Here is a 17,634-nt window from a genome sequence, read left to right as displayed (position 1 = left end):
GCTTGCATGCATTTGTCAACCGCGACGGACTCTCGGCGCACATGACGCCTCCCGGTCCGAATCTATTCGATCACGACCCCGAGGGATTGGACAGGATCCCGCGGAACTTTCCCCCGGACCCTCTCCGCAGGTCGGTCGGCCGGGGGATCACGGTCCCGGGGGCTCGAACAACAAGACGCTGGCGGTGAAGCCATGCAGGTAGTTGTGGCCTGAGACCGGCCCCAGCTCTCCCATCGCGAAGAATCCGGTGATGGGGATCGGCCCGAGGCGGTCGGCCAGGACCGAGGCGTCGTGGTCCGGCGTCCCGAAGAGGCGGGACCCCCTGCCGTTGCAGGTGAATAGCAGGCCGGCCACGGGCGACCCGGCGCCCGAGCGGTCCAGCAGTTCCCGGAGATCTTCATCGGCCGACTCCGCATCGCGGACATGGAACTGGACGGTCTGGCCGACCCGGATGTGGTCGGCGACGGCGACCCCGCCCCTCGGGTCGACCCCGATCACGTTCCGGACCAGGAAATCACCCCGCCCGAACGAGTCTCGGTACTCGCTCATCACTCGCCCGAGGTGGAGCCCCTGCCGGACCCGGTCCATCTCCCCGGGAGCGAGGGATTCCAGCAACTCCTTGAGCACCTCGACCGCGGGCACTCGGCCCAACTCCAGGATGACGTTGCGGTCCGACTTCGTGACGATCATCGGGCGGCCGATCGGGCGGCAACCCTGGCTGACCACGGTCCTCAGGAGGGCCGGGCCGTCGATCAGGATCCCAACCGCGCCGTCACGGACCGTCTCGCCGTCGAGGATGAGCCGGTTCTCACCGGGGGCGTTGGCCGCGCTGGCCATCCCGCCGACCACCGGGAGTCCGGGATGACGACTGTTCATCGCCCCGATCCAGTCCTCGGCCGGGAACGAGTATGGGTCGCCCAGCAGGATCATGGCCCGGGTCGGCGACGTCCCATCCGGCGGCCCGATGTCCAGGGAGGCGATCACCTCGGGCGAGTCCGCACGGAAGGGCCGGGCCCGGATCCCCGGCATCCGCAACGCCCAGAGCACCAGCGCCGGTCCCGTCTCGACCTCCCGACCCTCGCCCAGGATCGACTCCGCGGAGCAGCCGATCACGCAGTCGGCCAGGTCCTGCTCGCGGAGCCGATCGGCGATCGTCGGCATGGCTTCGAGGTGGTGGGGAGAGGCGAAGACCAGGGCGAGGTTCGCCCTCCCACCCTCGAAATGACGCCCGACCCGGTCGAGGACGTCCCGGATGGCCTCCTCGCTCGCCGATTCGGTCGAGAGGGCCTCGGCGGCGATGGCCATCGGAGATGCTCCGGGGTGGGGATCGGCTCGGAAATGAGCGGGGAAGGCTCCTCGGCCGATTGTAGCGACCCCCGAGGGGGAAGTCACCGACCCTAGCGGTCGGTTCGGCCATGGGCGGTCGTCATGGCGTCCGGGGGGCGACCTGATCGAGCACCTGGAGCAGCCGGTCGAAGTCGATGGGCTTGGCCAGCGTGCCGCTGACGCCGAGGGCGTCCAGCTGCCTGGCCCGCTCGTCGAGCACGTCTCCGGAGAGGATCAGGACGGGCAGATCCCAGAGGACCGGGTCGCTGCGGATGCGACGGAGGACCTCGATGCCGTCCATCCTCGGCATCATCAGGTCCAGCAGGACCAGGGCGGGTCGGCCCGTCGAGAGCAGCTCCAACGCCCCCGCGCCGTCACTCGCGGTCGAGACGTCGAAGCCGGAGAGTTCCAGCAGTTGGCTCATCGGCAGGCGGGTCGTCTCGTCGTCCTCGACCAGCAACACCTGGGGGCGGTCGCTCGTGCAGGGACCGTCGGGGAAACGGCCAGTCGAGCCGGTCGTGGGCCCGGGCAGCGGGACGACCGGGAACAGCGCCGAGAATCGACTGCCGTTGTCCGCGAGGCTGGTGACTTCCAGCCGGCCGCCGACCGCCTCGACCAGCCTCCGGCAGATCGCCAGGCCGAGGCCGGTCCCCTTGTTGCGGTCCCGTTCGGGATTGCGGAGCTGGGCGAACTCGTCGAAGATCCGGCCGAGCTGGGCGTCCGGGATCCCCGGCCCGGTGTCCTCGACGCTCAGGACCAACCGCCCGTCGGGGGGCAGCCCGGCCGAAACCCGGACCGAGCCGGAGTCGGTGAATTTGATGGCGTTGCCGACGAGGTTGGTCAGCACCCGGCCGAGTTTCACCCGATCGGCCCGGATCCAGGTCACCCCGGCCTCGATCGACCAGGTGAACTCCAGTCCTTTCTGCTGGGCGGCCATCGCCATCGGCCCGAGGGTGGAGTCGAGCCATTCGGCCAGCGGGAAGTCGATCAGGTGCTGCGTCACCTCGCCGGAGTCGAAGCAGGTCAGATCCAGGAGGTCGCTGACCAGCTCGGCCAGGTTCCCCGAGGCTCGTCGGAGGTAGGACGAGAGCCGGGCCAGCTCGGCGTCCTCGGGCAGGCCCCGGAGCCGCCGGTCGAGGGCCTCGGCCAGCAGGTTCAAGGCGTTGACCGGCGTCCTCAGGTCGTGGCTGATCGCCGAGAGGAATCGGGCCTTGTTGCGGGCCGATCGCTCGGCGTCGTCCCGGGCCTTCTGCATCGCGTCGGCGGTCCGCTTGCGGGCGGTCACGTCGACGATCAACGCGAGGGCGCCGATCGGCTCCCTGGTCGAGGTCATCAGCGGCTCGAACCGCCATTCCAGGTACCGGGGCGAGTCGGCCCCCGGCTCCTCGGACCACGGGGCGTTGATCTGCGCGTGGGGCTCATGCTCCGAGACGCAGCGGCGGACCGCCGCGAGCAGCCCGGGGGATTCGACGAACAGCTCCTCGGCCGAGGCCCCGATGATCTTCGACCGCGATCGGCCGAGGATCCGCCAGGCCGGGCCGTTGCAGGCCCGGCATCGGCAGTCGGGGTCGAAGTAGGCGACGCCGACCGGCAGGTGGTCCAGCAGCGCCTTGAGCTGCGCCGCCCGCATCGCCAGGTCCGATTGGAGCTCGCTCCGCTCAGTGATGTCCATGAAGGTGGCGATCGCCCCGCCGTCGGGCCCGGGGAAGGGCCCGGCGATGACCTCCAGGATCCGCTCCTGCCCGTCGGGACGTTCCAGCCGGAGCGTCTCCCTCACCTGCTCCCCGCGGTTGAAGGCTCGCCACAAGGGCCGGTCGGCATCGAGGATCGGCCCCCCGTCGACGGCCCTCACCGGCAGTCGGTGGGCGAAATCGTCCAGCGAGATCGACCCGTCGGTGCCCAGCAGTTCTCGGCCGCTCGGGTTGATCAGCGCGACCTCGGGGCCGGGGCCGGTGGCCAGCACCACGCCGATGGGGATCAGGTCGACGATCGTCTGGAATCGCCGGTGCTCGGCCTCGGCGTCGACCCGCGCGGCCAGCTCCCCCAGGAGCAACTGCACGTCGTTGAACGAGGCCGAGATGATCGTCGAGAAGCCGAGCAGGGCGTCCAGGCACTCCTCGGTCGGTTCGGTTCGCATCCCCGCCACGAGGATCCCGTGGCGCTCGCCCGCCACCGCTAGCGGCAGGGCGATCAGGGAACCGAGGCCGTGCCGCTCGATCCAGGCCGGGTCGAACCGATCGTCGTCCCGGAGCCCCTCGACGAGGAAGTGCATCCCGCTCCGAGCCACCTCGACGACCTCGACCGGCGGATCGGCCGACTCATCCTTCAGCGAGGAACCGATCCGGATCGATCGTCCCGGTGCCCCCGAGGCCGCGAGCCGATACCGGCCCGTCCCCCGGTCGACGATCCAGACCCTGGCCAGGGCCGCATCGAATCCCTCGATCAGCGTCTCCACCGCCGTCGACAGCACCAACTCCAGGCTGGGCCGGGAGCCGAGTCGGTTGGTGACCTTGGCCGTCATCCTCAGGTACTCGAGCAGGGCATCCCGCCCCCCGGCCCCCAGGCCGCCCTTCCGGGGGCGGACGGTCAGGACGCTCAGCTCCTCTCCCGATTCCACCTGCGCGGGGTTCGAGGCATACTCGACCCGGACCGACGTCCCGTCCGGCCTGACGACCCGGGCCCGGTGGGACCACATCGGATCCGCATCGACCTCCGTCCGCTCGACTTCCGAGAGCAGCTCCGAGAGATCCAGGCCCGAGAGCGGCCCCTCTGGCCGGCCGGCGAGCTCCTGGGCTGCCCGGTTCGCCTGGACGATCCGACCGAGGGGATCGACCAGGATGACTGCGTCGGCCAGTGCGTCGAGGATCGGATCTCGAGCGATCACTCCCGCGGAATCCAACGCACTCCCTCCATGAATTCCTCGGCCGCCCTCCCGAGGATCCGGGCACCCTCCACGCCCCCGGGGATGCCGATCGACGGCCGCGATCCGGGGTGGTGCCGTCCCGTTCGGTGCCCGAGGAACCTCCCGGCATGATGTCTGGACCCGGCCGTCGGTCCCCGATCGTGGCCCCGTCCGGGGACCGACGGCCCTGGGTGTCGATCCCTGGAATCTCGATGACTATAGCGGCCCGACCGCGACGACGGTAGCCTCGACCTGGAAAAACACCCGCCCCTCGACGGAAGTCTCGCCCCGGGAAGGATCGAGGCCTCGCCCGCCGATCGCCGCCGGGTTGCGCCTCGCCATCGCCGGGCGGCTGGCCATGCCGGAGGCGACACGGCCCCATCCGCCGGCCGACCCCGGTTCGCCGACTTCGACGCCACGGAACTCGAGCGACCTCCGACTCGCCGAGGGACCCGGAAGGGCAAGACCGAAACGGCCGGCCTCCTTCCCCTCTCGAGGGACGAAACCGGCCGTATCGCCGCTCAGGCATGAGGTCTCCGGGGAGGAATCGACCCCCGGATCACCGTCGACGGTTGAACAATCCGGAGAGGAACCGGCGGCGTGGCCGCTCCTCCTGCTCACCGATCATCATCGGTCCGGAGGGGGGAATCCCGGGGTCGGCCATGATGATCCCTCCCGTCATTGGGTCGACCAACCCGGCCTCCCCCTCGACCATCGAGTACGAGGCTCCCGGGTCCAGGACTCCCGGGGGGAGGGCGCCCGGGGCCATCCCGATCGGCGCCGTCCCCGGCATGGCCACGGGGGGGGAGTAGGAGATCGGGACCGAGTCGCCCGAAGGGAGCCGGACCGGCCTCGGCCTCGCGTCCGGGATCACGGCGAGCTCGGGGATCGCGGGCGGCGTCGGCGGGGCATCCGCCCGGGGAGTCTCGCCCCCGAGGGGTCGTGTCCCGGTCACCGGGGGCCCGATCGCCGGCAGGCCCGACGGGACATTCGAGGCGCCGGGCAGGTCGAACGGGGAGGGCGGGTCTCCCGATCGATCCGAGGGAAGGCCCCCCGGCGCCGACGGATCCGTCGGGGCGAACGGGTCGTCCTGGAACGGGGACCGTCCCCCTCCCTGCGGCGGGTCGAACGGGGAGGCGCCCTCGTTGAGGCGGTCCATTTCGAAGGGCGACCGCTGCCCGGGGAGGTCGGGCAACAGGTCGTCGAGCCCCATGCCGCCGAGCGGGTCCGGACCCGAACCCTCCCCACCCCCGAAGCCCGCCTCATCGGGGATGTCCAGCGGGCGGTCGGCGAGCTCCGCTTCCCAGTCCGGCGATTCCGGGGTCGGGCAACCCCAGCCGGGCGGGAAGCCTCGCCAGCAGGTCGGATAGTACCCGTAATACTTATTGCGATAGAGCCCGTAGACGGGCAGCTCTTGCGAGCAGTCGATCTTCTCCCGTTTTCGTGCCGGGAGGTTCGGGAATAGTTGAGCCTCGGCAGCCCCCGGCGCCAGCACGGCGACCATCAGCGCCCCCATCGCCAGGGGCCTCACGCTCCTCCTGCCCTTCATCGGTACATCCCCTCGCTGCGAGAATCCTCGGCGAGGGACCCTCCGGGACCTTCCCCGAGTCCGGCGTCCCTGCCCGTTCGCTCTTTTCGATCGGGCGTTTGGAATTGAGGACTTCAGAGAATCTGAGCTGCCCTGCGAGCTAGAGCAGTTTGGCGAGAATGGGGGATTTGCCGTTCCTGGCGACACCTCCAGACGGGTTAAACCGCCCGAATCCCTGTCTCGACGAGGACCGCGGGTCGATCTCTCTAGGGGTGTGGGAATGGGGCGGTGATGTCGGCCGTCCCGGATTGTCGAGATTGACCGGGCCCCGTGGTCCGGACGCGAAGGAGGTGATCGGATGCGGAGTCGGCTTCGAGCGGCGGCACTCGTGATGTCGGTGATGGCCCTGGCCGCTGCGGGGCGCCCGGGTCAGGCCCAGCAGGTCGGTGGGCAGGTCTCGGGACTGGGGCGGGGGATCTACGGGAATCCGGCGCTTCAGCCTTATGCCTGGCCCCGGGCCTCGACCGGGAACGACGCGTTCCTCTTCTTCCTGGCGTCGCAATACCAGGCGGCCCGGATGGCGAGGGCCGAGCAGGAGTCGATGTCGACGCCGAGCGGGCCGTCGGCGTCTCGCTACCACCAGATGCAACCCGGGGGATCGAGCGCGTCGACCTACTTCGGACGCAGGACTCCAATGCCGTCGACGCCGGGCACGGCGGCCCCGGCCCGGTTCAACCGGCTGGGTGGGCACTTCGGCAACCGGGGCCGATAATCGCGTCGGGTCATCGTTCCGAGTCGAGACCCGGCGCGTTCTTGCCGATGGATAAGGCAGTTGGAGGTCGGTCCTGGGCCCCGTGTCAAGGTCAGGCCTCGTGGTTTCAAGGAGTGACGGTGGCCTCACCGGCCCGACTCGAGTCGGGCGGCCCCTTGGTGTCGGGGGGTGACGTGGTCCCACCGACGGCCGGACCCGGTTCGACGGGCAGGAGTGTCGCATGGATTGCACACGGACGGCTCGATGGCGGCTGGCCTGGGTCGTGCCGCTGCTCGCCCTGATCGCCTGCGGATGCCAGACGGTCAGGACGCCCGAGGAGAAGATCGCCCAGAGCAACCTGCCTCGGGAGCTCGAGAAGACGTCGATGCCCGAGTACGTGGTCGAGCCCCCCGACCTGATCCGGATCGAGGTGCTGGAGGCCCTCCCAGGCCGCCCGGTCACCGGCGAGCGGCTGGTCCGGCCCGACGGGAAGATCTCGCTCGACTTCTACGGCGACATCTATGTCGCCGGCCTGACCATCTCCGAGATCAAGGAGAAGGTCATCATCCACCTCCGCCAGTTCCTCACCGACGAGGCGCTCGGCCTCATCGAGCTGGATCCGGACACCCTCGAATACGAGAAGATCCCGCCGAAGGAGTCCAACCGCATCTTCGTCGACGTCTCCTCGTACAACAGCAAGGTCTATTACATCCAGGGTGACGTGATCCAGCCGGGCCGCCTCGTCCTGACGGGCAACGAGACGGTGCTCGACGCGATCAACTACGCCGGGGGCTTGCTGCCCACCGCGGCGACCCAGAACATCCGACTCGTCCGCCCGGCCCCCCCCGGGGCGTGCTGCACGCAGGTCCTGCCGGTGAACCTCGCGGCGATCGTCAACGCCGGGGACACGACTACCAACTACCAGATCATGCCCGGCGACCGGATTGTCATCTATCGCGACCCGATCGTGCGGACGACCGTGTTCATCAACCGGCTGGCCGAGCCGTTCTTCTCGGTGCTCAACGGCATCCAGATCTACTCCTTCGCGGCCCAGAGCCTCCGGTTCTTGAATCGGCCGATAGACAACAATCTCGGCGGCAATACCAACAACGTCGTCCTGCCGAACGCCACCAACCCGGCGCTGGGCGTTCGTTAGGCCGAGTCGTCCCGGCTCGACTCGCTCGATCCACACTAACCCGCCGAGGCCGCCCGGTCCGACCGACCGGGCGGCCTCGTCGTCGTTCACGTCCGGCTTGCATCGCATCCGCCGTGCCCCCTAGACTCGCGTCCGGATCGGGCCATCACCTCGGACGCGGACTACGGATCGACATGCAACGGACACCCTCTCGTCGTTCACCGATCGGGTCGCTGCTCGTACTCCTGGCGACCGCACTGCTTGCCACACCGGCGATGGGGGGAGACGAGCCACCCGATCCCGAGCAGCTCCTCCCCGGCCTCGTGGCCGAGTTCCGCCCGACCGACGAAGGACCCGGGGATGTGCCGACGGTCCTGAGGCGGGTCGATCGGGATCTGGTGCACGACTGGGGAGGCGGCGTGCCCGACCCTCGCCTGTCATCCCACTCCTTCTCGGCCACCTGGGACGGCTGGGTGCTGATCCGGAACCCTGGGCCCCATCGCTTCCAACTCTCGACAGGGGGACGGGCCCGCCTGCTCATCGACGGGCGTCCGGTCGTGACCGCGGGGGAGGGGACGGACCCCTCCGGCACGGTCGAGCTTCGACCCGGGCTGGCCAAGATCCGCCTGGAATCCGCACACGAACGCGGGAATGCACGCATCTTGCTCGACTGGGAGGGACCCGACTTCGCCACCGAGCACGTGCCCGCCCATCTCCTGTTCCACGAGGCATCGTTAAGGCCGCCGGTCGACCGGTTCGAGCAGGGGAGGCGACTGGCGGATCGTCTCGGCTGCGCGAGCTGTCACGAGGTGCTGGGAATGCCGGGGCACCGCGCGTTCGGGCCCACGCTCGACTCCTCAACGGACCTCCGGGCCGACTGGATCCGGGGTTGGCTGGTCGACCCTCCGGCGGCCCGCCCCGGGACCCCGATGCCCGGTTTCGGGCTCGACCGGGCCCAGGCCGCCGACCTCGCCGCCTTCCTCGGCTCCGTCTCCGGGCCCGAGGCCCGCCCGGATCTCGAGGGGCAGATGGCGCTGAACGTCGCCGATCCGGGCCGGGGTCGGCTCCTGTTCCGCTCCGCCGGTTGCCTCGCCTGCCATACCCGGGGAGACGCCGACGAGACCAGACACGTCCGAACGGCCCCGGACCTCGGTGGGCTGGGACTCAAGCGATCGAGGGAGGCCGTTTCCTCCTATCTCGGCGGGTCGGGCCGGAACGACCCGGGACGCCACCGCCCTTCCCTAGGCCTCACCCCCGACGCGGCAGCCCACCTCGCCGCTTACCTCACCGAAGGAGAGGTTCCGGCACCGGACGCCGGGTCGACGCTCTCGAATCCCGGTGATCCTGACCGGGGCCGGGCCCTGGCCGAGTCGATCGGCTGCACTTCCTGCCACGAGATCCCGGGCCTTCGCCCGCCGATCGGGATCGGGGCCCTCTCCCATACCTCGGACCCGGCTGCCGGCTGCCTCGCCGACGAACCTCCCCCCCGGACGCCCCGATTCGGGCTGAACAACGAGGAACGGGAGCGGCTGCGGGCCTTCGTCGCCGAGATCCCCGATCGTCCCGTCCCGATCCCGGCCTCGACCCTCGCGGAGGACCACCTCCGACGGCGAAACTGCCTCGGCTGCCATTCCCGGGACGGCTCGGGCGGCGAGGCGCTCGGATCCCGGCTCGCCCTCCTGCTCGGAGAGGACCGCGAGCTGAATGCGCTGAAAGGCACGCTGACCCCCCCCGACCTCTCCTCGGTCGGCGGGAAGCTCAGGCCCGAGTACCTCGACCTGGCCCTGACCGGGGAGGCGCCGGTCGCGAGGCCCTGGCTCTCGATGCGAATGCCCCGCTACGCCTTCGAGCCGGGAGAGGCCGACGCGATCGCCTCCTACTTCAGGAATCACGACCGGGTCGAGGGCGCCCGGCCCGCCGATCACGAGCCCCCGTCCCTGGGAGGCGAGGTGGGCTTGACCCTGCTCGGCCGGGAGGGGTTCGGCTGCGTCTCCTGCCACGTGGTCGGCGGACGGATCCCGCCGGGGGGGGAGGCGGAGACGCTCGGACCCGATCTCGGGCTGGCCCATCGACGCATGACCCGCCCGTATTACGACCGATGGCTCGGGGATCCCCAGCGGATCATCCCCGGCACGCCGATGCCGCAGTTCCTTACGCCCGCCCCTGGCATCCACGGCACGGTCGACGAGCAGCTCGGCGCGATCTGGGAGGCCCTGGGAGATGACCGGCTCGCCGAGCGGACCTCGATGGCCACCCGGCAATTCCTGGTCCCTCCCGAGGACCGCGACCTCGTCGTCCGGGACATGATCGTCCCCGACGACACCCCGTCCACGCACTACCCCCGGGGCCTGGTCGTCGGCCTCCGGAACGGGAGCTCGCTGCTCTTCGACGCCGATCGCCTCGCCTGGATCCGCTGGTGGGACGGCGGGTTCCTCTCCCGGACCAAGCGGGGGCGGCTCTGGGAATGGCACCCGGAAGGCAGGCGTCTCTGGGTCTCCACCCGGTCGAATCCCCCCGTGGTCTTCGAGGACGGGGCGGGGGCGATCGTGCCGCCCCGGGAGGATCGGGGCCGCTTCGGCTCGTTCGCCGAACTGCGGTTTGAGCCGGACGGCGTCCGCCTGGTCTATGAGCTGGAGGCCCCCGGGGACGTCCCGGTCGAGGTGTCCGAGCGCCTCCGGCCTCGGCCCGATGGCTGGGAGCGATCGGTCGAGGTGGTCGGGACCCCGGACGACCTCCTCCCCGTCGTCCTCGTCGGGGACGGGCCCCTGGCCAAGGGGACTCGTCCGGGGCTCGTCCGGGTCGAGGGCGCGACCGTCCGGGTCGAGGACGTGCTCGGGGGCGGGATGATCGTCCGATCGGTGGGCGGAGACGGGAGTGACGCGGCCCTCCTCGTCCGGGGAAGCCGGGTCGAGGAGGGCCAATGGGCCGTTCGGATCCGGGTCGAGATCACGCCGGATCCCTGACGCGCGGCCCGGGCGGGACCCCGGGTGCCCGGTCCGTCCGGGGGCGGGCACCCGGTCCCGACGGTCGGCCCGATCAGTCGTTCGGGCGGCCGCCGCCGGGCCCGCCACGGCCGCCGCCGGGTCCGAAGCCGGGGCCCATCTGGAAGGGCTCACCGGTCAGCTCCTCCCATGAGGCCTTCTGGTCGTCGGTCAACACGGCCATCGCCGCGTCCATGCTGGATTGACGCAGCTCGACCAGCTCCCGCATCACGGCCCCGCGGTCCTCGGACCCTCGGGCGGCCTCGAACGCCTCGCGGACCTCGGTGCGGTAGGTCTCCAGGAGCCCGTCGATCTCGGCCTTCTGGTCGTCGGTCAGCTTCAGCGTCTCGACCACAGCGGGCTCGGAGAACGCCTGGACTCCCTGCTGCTGGAGCTCGATCTGGACCAGACGGTCGAGCTGCTCCGGCTTCAGCACCGCTTCGAGGCGGACCTTCGCCGCGGCGTTCAGTTCCCGGGACATCTGCTCGAACCGGTCGCGGCGTGCCTCGGGGGCGAGGTCGCCGAGCTGATCGCGCATCTCCTGCATCCGGCTCATCATGTCCGAACGGAGCTGCTCGCCGATCGGTTCGATCTTCGCGATCTGGTCGTCGCTCAGGGCGAGTTCTTCCTGCACGGGGGGGGCCATCGCCAGCTGGGCCAAGCCGCCCGGCATCCCCATCCTCATGCCCTGGCCGAACCGCCCCTGGCCCTGGCCACCGCCGCGCTGGGCGGCCGCCGGGGCGGCCAGGAGGGCGACGATGCCGAGGGCGATCGTCATTCTTCGGGTCGCGTTCATCTGCGTCTTCTCCCAGGATCCGGCCGGACCCGGTCGCTCGGCCCGTCGGGCCCGCCCCCGGGGCGTCCCGGGACACTCGCGGGCCGATCAGGATCGATGGATCACCGGAGTCGGCCTGCCCGTTCGAGATCCAATCACGCTCGGACCTCCTATTGAACACCCAGCGACAGATTCGGTAGCGTCGGCCCGCGATGTCACCCCATCCGGACGGCACCGGGAGGATCAGACGGGGAGCTTGCCCGAGGCCAGCTCCTCCTCCCACTGATCCAGCAGGGGCCAGTCGATGGCGCAGGTGCCGAAGTCGGCCAGGTGCATGTAGGTCTCCAGCCTCGCGATCGTCGCGTCGATTAGGGCGCGGTCCTTGCGGAAGATCGGCCCGTGGGAGGGGAGCAGGAACTCGACGTCGGCGTCCCGGATCCGCCTCAGGCTGGCGGCGAAGTCCGTGAGATTCGACCCGTGGTGCGCGTCGATTACCCCGACGCTGCCGTCCCGGAAGATGTTGTCGCCCGAGAACAGCAACTCCCCCATCCGGAAGGAGAGCTGCCCGGCGGTGTGCCCCGGGGTGCTCCAGACCTGCAGCGACCGGTCGCCGACCTTCAGCACGTCCCCCTCGTCGACGGTCGTGTCCACCTTGCAAGGGGGCATCGGGATGTGGATGTTCTGGGCGTCGATCCGGGAGAAGGTGGCGATCTCGTCGCCGGTCTCCAGCAGGGCGACCGACTTCGGGTGCGCCGCCACGGGGCACTTGAGCACCTCCCTCGCCCGGGCCAGCCCCTGGGTGTGGTCGGCGTCGGCGTGGGTGGCGACGATCATCTTGCAGGCCGAGAGGCTGTAGTTCATCTGGCGGATCAGCTCGAGAACGTCCCCCAGTTCGTCGAGGAAGCCGACGTCGATCAGGAGGTACTCCGACCCGCCGTCGATCAGGTAGATGTTCACGCCCAGCCGCCGGCGGGCCTGGACGTTCAGCTCGATGACTCCGGGGAACAGGTATCGTCGCTCGACCATGACAGAATCGCTCGCCCTGGGTTTGACGAACCGCCGCGCCCCCCGGGCGCCGGGGCATGCTGCCGGTGTCGTCACGGGGCCCATTATAGGCGGTTCGCGGCCGATCGGGGGCGCGATCTCCGAATGCCGGGCTCAGCCCGGCCCTCGGGGGTGGCCGTCCCACCCTCGTTCGCCGACCAGCGGCACGAACCGGCAGGTCACCGACGCGTGTTCGACCGGCTCGCCCCCGCGCCGCTCGACGACGTACAGCTGCTGCGATTGCTCCGAGCCGATCGGCACGACGAGTCTCCCGCCCTCGCCGAGCTGCTCGAACAGGAGAGAGGGCAATTCCGGGGCGGCGGCCGTCACCAGGATCCGGTCGTACGGGGCGGCCTCGGGCCAGCCGAGCGTGCCGTCGCCGACGAGGAAATGCACGTTCCGGCAGCCGATCGACCCCTCCAGCAACCCCCGGGCGTCCCGGGAGAGCGGCTCGAGGCGCTCCACCGTGAACACGGCGCGGGCCAGGGCCGAGAGGATCGCCGTCTGGTAGCCGCTCCCGGTGCCGATCTCCAGCACCCGCTCGTCCCCCCGAAGGCCCAGCTCCTGCGTCATCAAGGCGACCATGAACGGCTGGCTGATCGTCTGGTCGCAGCCGATCGGCAAGGCCCGGTCCTCCCAGGCGGCGTCTCGCCGGGAGGCGGGGACGAACCGGTCCCGGGGGACCGAGGCGATCGCACCCAGGACGCGGTCGTCATGGATCCCTCGGGCCCGGAGCTGTCGGCAAAGCTCCTCGGCGGGATGGTCATGCGGATCGGGCATGATGGGCACCTCCGCTCGAGGAGATCTGCACGTCCCGGATCTCGAGCTGGACCTCGCGACGACCGTTCCACTCATTCACCGAGGGCAAGAAGGCGACCGCGCAGTCGGTCCCGGGGCCCAGCGACCCCAGTCGATCGGCCATGTTCCAGGCGATCGCCTTCACGGCCGTCCCGTTCTGGGAGAGCCGGAGCTGCACGTGCTTCTTGCCCTCCCCCACGACCCTCGGCTCGCCGATGACCCGGACCCCCTCGGCCGAGAAGACCGGGCGGGGGTTGCCGATCCCGTAGGGCTCGAGCGACTCGATCCATTCGACGACCGGCAGGCTCAACTCGGCGAGGCGGACCTCGGCGTCGATGTCCAGGCGGCGTTGCTTCTGCTCCTCGGTGAGGATCTCCCGGCAATGGGCCTCGAATCGCTCGGCGAACGCGGCGAAGTGGTCCGGCCGCATCCGGAGGCCCGCCGCCGCGCGGTGGCCGCCGAAGCCGAGCAGGCCGTCGGAGCAGCTCCGGATCGCCTCGTAGAGGTCGAACCCGGCGATCGACCGGCCGGAGCCCTGGCACAGGTCGTCACGCAAGGCCATCACGATGCTCGGCCGGTGGAAGGACTCCGCCAGGCGGCCGGCGACGATGCCGATGACCCCCGGGTGCCACTCGGTGTGACCGACGACCACCGCCCCCCGCTCGCCGAGCCCCCCGGAGGCTTCGACCATCTGCCTCGCCTCGGCCACGATCGTCCGCTCGATCTCCTGCCGCTGCCGATTGCAGGCGTCGAGCCGCTCGGCGATGTTCTCCGCCCGGCCCGGGTCGGCCGTCGTGAGCATCTCGACGGCGAGCATTGCGCATTCGAGCCTCCCCGCCGCGTTGATCCTCGGCGCCAGCCCGAAGCCCACGTTCCCGGTCGTCAGCTTCCGCTTGCCCAGGCAATTCGACACCCGCATCAGGGCATTCAGGCCGGTCGACGGGTCGGCGTGGATCGACTCCAGGCCGTGTCGGACGAAGATCCGATTCTCGTCCTCCAGCGGCACCATGTCGGCGATCGTCGCCAGCGCCACCAGGCCGAAGGCCCCGAGCAGGAAGTCCCTCAGGTGCGGCGAGGCCTTCTTGCCGTCCCCGAAGCTCTTGCAGACCTGCCAGGCCAGCTTGAACGCCACCCCCGCCCCGCAAAGCTCGCCGAACGGATACGCCCCGCCGGGGAGACGGGGATGGACCAGGGCGGCCGCCCCGGGAAGCTCCGGGCCGATCGTGTGGTGGTCGGTGACGATCAGCTCCAGGCCCAATTCCCGGGCGATCGCCGCCTCCTTCACCGACGTGATCCCGCAGTCGACCGTGACGACCACCTCGGCCTTGTGCTCGATGGCGAGCTTCCTGAGCGCCTCGGCATTGAGGCCGTACCCCTCCTCGACCCGACGGGGGATGTAGTACTCGGTCGACCTCGCCCCGGCGAGCCGGAGGCAGGACCAGAGTATGCTCGTCCCGCAGACGCCGTCCACGTCGTAGTCGCCGTAGATGATGATCTTCCGCCCGTCCCGGACGGCCCGGACGATCCGATCGGCGGCATCGACCGCGCCGGGGAGCAGCTCCGGGTCGTGGAGGCTCCGGCGACGGACCTCGATGAACTCCCGGGCCTTGGCCGGATCGTCGATCCCCCGGTGCAGCAGGATCTGGGCGACGAGCGGCGGGATCCGCGCCTCCGATCCGAGCCAGGCCACCCGGGAGGGGTCGCTGGGCCGGAGGTGCCAGCGGTGGGATGTCATCCTCGCCTCCGTCGGCCGGGAGAAGGGTTCAGCGGGGCGGGTCGGCGGCCGTCGACCGGTACTCCCGGTCGAGGTCGATGACCAGGCCGGTCGCCCCCCCGGGGGGGACGTCACGTCGGATCAGGAAGACCTGACCCAGCAGGGCGGCGTATGGCGGCGGCAATGCCGCCCCCGCCACCCGGACGGCCACGGTCCCCTCGGCCACGCCCTCGGCCCGGAACGACCCGTCGGGCCCGATCCGGGCCGATCGGAGGCGGCCGACCGTGCCCTCGACCGGGAGGAATTCCAGCCACCCTCCCGGCAGGGGACGGCCCGACAGGAGCACGAGGCCGTCCACCGGTGCCGTCGGCATCGGCTCGGGGCCCGCCTCCTCGGCGCAACCCGCTGTGGCGAGCAGGATCGCGACGAGCAATCGCCTCACCGATATTCTGCCCGCGCCATGGGCGATCTTCAACAATCCCCCCTCCAGTTGATGCGTCCGGGCCGCGCCACCGCCACGATCGGACCCATCCCCGGTCGGGGATGAATCACGGGTCGCCGGCTGCGTCGGAGAGCGCCTCGGCGATCGCGGTCATCGAGGCGACCAGGGCATCGGGATCGGGATCGACATCGGGGACGTCGAGGTCGGACCGGTCGTCCCGCCGAGCCCGGAGGTCGATTCGACCGCCGCCGCCCCCGGCCCGGCCGCCCGGCCCCTGGGACGAACGAGGGTCGGCGATCACGATCCCGCCCTCCTGTCGGTCGGCCATGAGGCGTCCGGCCGGGCCGAGGATCAACAACGTCCCGCCGCGGAGCCTGAGCCCGGCCCGATGACCGGCCCGGCCGGCGACGAGGATCGAGCCGCCGGTCATCCCGGCCCCGACGGCGTCCCCGGCGTCCCGGCAGATGGCCAGGCGACCGGCCCGGAGGCCCCGGCCGGCGCCGTCGCCGGCCGAGCCGGTGCAGAGGACCGTCACCCCCTCGGCGTCGAGGTCGGCGGCGAGTTCGGGGCCGGCGTTGCCGACTACCTCGATCGTCGCCCGCCATGGGCCCCGGAGCCCGAAGGCCAGCAACCGCTGCCCCTCGACGTCGACCAGCCGGATCCGGGGCAGGCCGAGGTCGAGGGCGCGGATCAGCTCTCGATTGATCTGCTGGTAGTCTCGGACGAGGGCGACCGGGATCTCGACGGCCGGGGTCCTCGGGTCCTCGGTCCGCTCGGGCTCAGGATGCGTCATTCAGCGCGAACTCCCGGCCGCCGGGGACGAAGGTCCGGTCGTCGGGGGGATTCTGCTCGAGGAAGGTCCGGAGCTCGTTGAGGCTCCGGATCACCCCGTCCCTCGCCGCCGGCCGCTGCCCGCCGACCGCCCGGGTCAGCTCGACCGACGAGGCCGCGAGTTGCCGGATCAACTGGTGCACCCGGTTCACGTAGGCCTGATGGGGCCCGACCGCGTTCGTGTTCTTCAAGCCGGATCCCCGGAGCTCCCGGGAGCCCTCGAGCGACTGGAAGATCGGGGAGACGAGCAGGGCGGTCTGGTACTTCACCCGCTCGGGGTCGAACGACCCGTCCTCCCTCGGGTCGCTCAGCTCGACGATCCGCTCGCCCACCTCGACCGCCAGCTGGCCGATCATGTACGAGGCCAGCGAGAAGTTCAGCTGGGGATAGGACGGCGGGATCTCGAACATCCCCGCCGCCCAGGCGGCCCAGGCCCTCGTCTCCAGGCGGAGGTCGATCGAGCTGATGGCCTGGAGTACCTCGTCGGCGAAGACCGCTTCGTTGCGGTTCTGGATGCCCGAGATCGACCGGAGCGAGCCGAGCGCCTGCAAGGCCCGGGCATGGGCGAGCCAGTACGCCTCCCGGTTGTTCCGGAGGAAGTCGACCAGGGCGTTGGCGGCCTTCTCCCGCTGATTCGGGGTCAGGCTGCCGGAGGCGTCCCGGGCGATCCGGTCGATCCCCTCGGCGGCCAGTTGCTTGACGATCAGCGGTTGTTCCGGGTCGCCGAGCTGGGCGATCAGCAGGTCCAGGGCGAGGGGATCCCCCATCTGGCTGAGGGCCTGCATCGCCTGGACCCGGGAGTACAGGTGGTTCTTCAGCAGGTCCGGGACGACCGCCAGGAGCCTCGTGTTGAATTCCTGGATGAACCGCCGGTCGCGTTCACCGGCGGGGACCTCCAGGTAGGGGAGCATCAGGTATCGGCCCGCGTCCTGGATCTCCTGGATGTTCCGCTGCGACCCGTCGGGCTGCATCACGGCCTGGATGTTGGCCGGGTCGGTTAGCTGCCGGGCCGCGTCCTTGATGAACCGGTCGATCAGGCCCGCGTCGACCCGGCCGCCTCGGACCATCTGGGCGATGGCGCGGTCGGTGTTCAGGGGGACCCGGACGGAGGCGTGGAGCTGCTCGAAGGTCCCCCGCATCGCGGCGGTGGCCTTCGGGTCGACGTATATCGAATCGGCCAGGACGTCGGCGGCGTCCTCCTGTTCGGGGGTGGCCTCTTCCTCCTCGGCGTCGGCGTCGCCCTCGGGCTCGGCCTGGGTCCCGGAGGGGTCCTGGGGGACGTCCTGCTGACGGGCCGGGGACGAGGAGCTGACGACCAGGGGCAGCCCGACGGCGGCCAGGAGCGTCGCAAGCCGACGTCCGAGGCCCCGGGGCCATGCCGGGGCGTTCGCATCGATCATGATTCGC

General features: G+C 70.7%; 13 protein-coding genes. 3 read left to right on the top strand and 10 right to left on the bottom strand.

Going from position 1 to position 17,634, the window contains the following annotated elements; genetic code table 11:
* Positions 1-147: 147 nt before the first annotated feature.
* The 3 genes from ElP_RS24550 to ElP_RS24540 form a co-directional block, all read right to left on the bottom strand.
* Entirely contained in the window at positions 148-1,305 is a 1,158-nt protein-coding gene (locus ElP_RS24550) for an FIST signal transduction protein (protein WP_145274394.1), read from the bottom strand.
* Positions 1,306-1,426: 121 nt separating this feature from the next.
* A complete protein-coding gene (locus ElP_RS24545) occupies positions 1,427-4,210 on the bottom strand; it encodes an ATP-binding protein (protein ID WP_145274391.1) in 2,784 nt (927 codons plus the stop codon).
* 577 nt (positions 4,211-4,787) lie between these two features.
* A complete protein-coding gene (locus ElP_RS24540) occupies positions 4,788-5,777 on the bottom strand; it encodes a hypothetical protein (RefSeq protein WP_145274388.1) in 990 nt (329 codons plus the stop codon).
* 337 nt (positions 5,778-6,114) lie between these two features.
* Here ElP_RS24540 and ElP_RS24535 point away from each other — a divergent pair, with 337 nt between their 5' ends.
* From ElP_RS24535 to ElP_RS24525, 3 genes are all read left to right on the top strand, one after another.
* Positions 6,115-6,528, top strand: coding sequence for a hypothetical protein (locus ElP_RS24535; RefSeq protein ID WP_145274386.1), 414 nt, complete (start codon positions 6,115-6,117; stop codon positions 6,526-6,528).
* Between the two features lie 220 nt (positions 6,529-6,748).
* The gene (locus ElP_RS24530) at positions 6,749-7,663 is read left to right on the top strand and encodes a polysaccharide biosynthesis/export family protein (protein WP_145274384.1); all 915 of its coding nucleotides are present in this window, start codon (positions 6,749-6,751) and stop codon (positions 7,661-7,663) included.
* A gap of 173 nt (positions 7,664-7,836) precedes the next feature.
* A complete protein-coding gene (locus tag ElP_RS24525) occupies positions 7,837-10,605 on the top strand; it encodes a c-type cytochrome (RefSeq protein WP_145274382.1) in 2,769 nt (922 codons plus the stop codon).
* 73 nt (positions 10,606-10,678) lie between these two features.
* Here the strand turns inward: ElP_RS24525 and ElP_RS24520 are convergent, their stop codons facing one another.
* The 7 genes from ElP_RS24520 to ElP_RS24490 form a co-directional block, all read right to left on the bottom strand.
* The gene (locus tag ElP_RS24520) at positions 10,679-11,419 is read right to left on the bottom strand and encodes a hypothetical protein (RefSeq protein WP_145274379.1); all 741 of its coding nucleotides are present in this window, start codon (positions 11,417-11,419) and stop codon (positions 10,679-10,681) included.
* Positions 11,420-11,641: 222 nt separating this feature from the next.
* Positions 11,642-12,424 (bottom strand): MBL fold metallo-hydrolase, encoded by a 783-nt coding sequence (locus ElP_RS24515; RefSeq protein ID WP_145274377.1) that lies wholly within the window; start codon positions 12,422-12,424, stop codon positions 11,642-11,644.
* Positions 12,425-12,556: 132 nt separating this feature from the next.
* Positions 12,557-13,222 (bottom strand): protein-L-isoaspartate(D-aspartate) O-methyltransferase, encoded by a 666-nt coding sequence (locus ElP_RS24510; protein WP_145274374.1) that lies wholly within the window; start codon positions 13,220-13,222, stop codon positions 12,557-12,559.
* Positions 13,206-14,975: a single-stranded-DNA-specific exonuclease RecJ gene (gene recJ / locus ElP_RS24505; RefSeq protein WP_145274371.1), complete on the bottom strand. Its 1,770-nt coding sequence runs from the start codon at positions 14,973-14,975 to the stop codon at positions 13,206-13,208. The genes ElP_RS24510 and recJ overlap by 17 nt, the downstream gene beginning before the upstream one ends.
* 28 nt (positions 14,976-15,003) lie before the next feature.
* On the bottom strand, positions 15,004-15,429 hold the full coding sequence (locus tag ElP_RS24500; protein WP_145274368.1) for a hypothetical protein: 426 nt from the start codon (positions 15,427-15,429) through the stop codon (positions 15,004-15,006).
* Between the two features lie 73 nt (positions 15,430-15,502).
* Positions 15,503-16,189 carry a GltB/FmdC/FwdC-like GXGXG domain-containing protein gene (locus ElP_RS24495; protein WP_145274365.1) on the bottom strand — a complete coding sequence of 229 codons (687 nt, stop codon included), beginning with the start codon at positions 16,187-16,189 and terminating at the stop codon, positions 15,503-15,505.
* Entirely contained in the window at positions 16,176-17,627 is a 1,452-nt protein-coding gene (locus ElP_RS24490) for a hypothetical protein (protein ID WP_145274363.1), read from the bottom strand. The genes ElP_RS24495 and ElP_RS24490 overlap by 14 nt, the downstream gene beginning before the upstream one ends.
* Positions 17,628-17,634 lie beyond the last annotated feature (7 nt).

Source organism: Tautonia plasticadhaerens, from assembly GCF_007752535.1.
Taxonomy (GTDB): Bacteria; Planctomycetota; Planctomycetia; order Isosphaerales; family Isosphaeraceae; genus Tautonia; species Tautonia plasticadhaerens.
This window is presented reverse-complemented; position numbering and strand designations above follow the sequence as displayed.

Excerpts from the sequence above, each read along its gene's own strand:
- ElP_RS24495 (WP_145274365.1), bottom strand. The coding sequence starts at position 16,189 with ATGACGCATCCTGAGCCCGAGCGGACCGAGGACCCGAGGACCCCGGCC.
- ElP_RS24520 (WP_145274379.1), bottom strand. The coding sequence starts at position 11,419 with ATGAACGCGACCCGAAGAATGACGATCGCCCTCGGCATCGTCGCCCTC.
- ElP_RS24535 (WP_145274386.1), top strand. The coding sequence starts at position 6,115 with ATGCGGAGTCGGCTTCGAGCGGCGGCACTCGTGATGTCGGTGATGGCC.
- recJ (WP_145274371.1), bottom strand. The coding sequence starts at position 14,975 with ATGACATCCCACCGCTGGCACCTCCGGCCCAGCGACCCCTCCCGGGTG.
- ElP_RS24525 (WP_145274382.1), top strand. The coding sequence starts at position 7,837 with ATGCAACGGACACCCTCTCGTCGTTCACCGATCGGGTCGCTGCTCGTA.
- ElP_RS24550 (WP_145274394.1), bottom strand. The coding sequence starts at position 1,305 with ATGGCCATCGCCGCCGAGGCCCTCTCGACCGAATCGGCGAGCGAGGAG.
- ElP_RS24515 (WP_145274377.1), bottom strand. The coding sequence starts at position 12,424 with ATGGTCGAGCGACGATACCTGTTCCCCGGAGTCATCGAGCTGAACGTC.
- ElP_RS24510 (WP_145274374.1), bottom strand. The coding sequence starts at position 13,222 with ATGCCCGATCCGCATGACCATCCCGCCGAGGAGCTTTGCCGACAGCTC.
- ElP_RS24540 (WP_145274388.1), bottom strand. The coding sequence starts at position 5,777 with ATGAAGGGCAGGAGGAGCGTGAGGCCCCTGGCGATGGGGGCGCTGATG.
- ElP_RS24530 (WP_145274384.1), top strand. The coding sequence starts at position 6,749 with ATGGATTGCACACGGACGGCTCGATGGCGGCTGGCCTGGGTCGTGCCG.
- ElP_RS24490 (WP_145274363.1), bottom strand. The coding sequence starts at position 17,627 with ATGATCGATGCGAACGCCCCGGCATGGCCCCGGGGCCTCGGACGTCGG.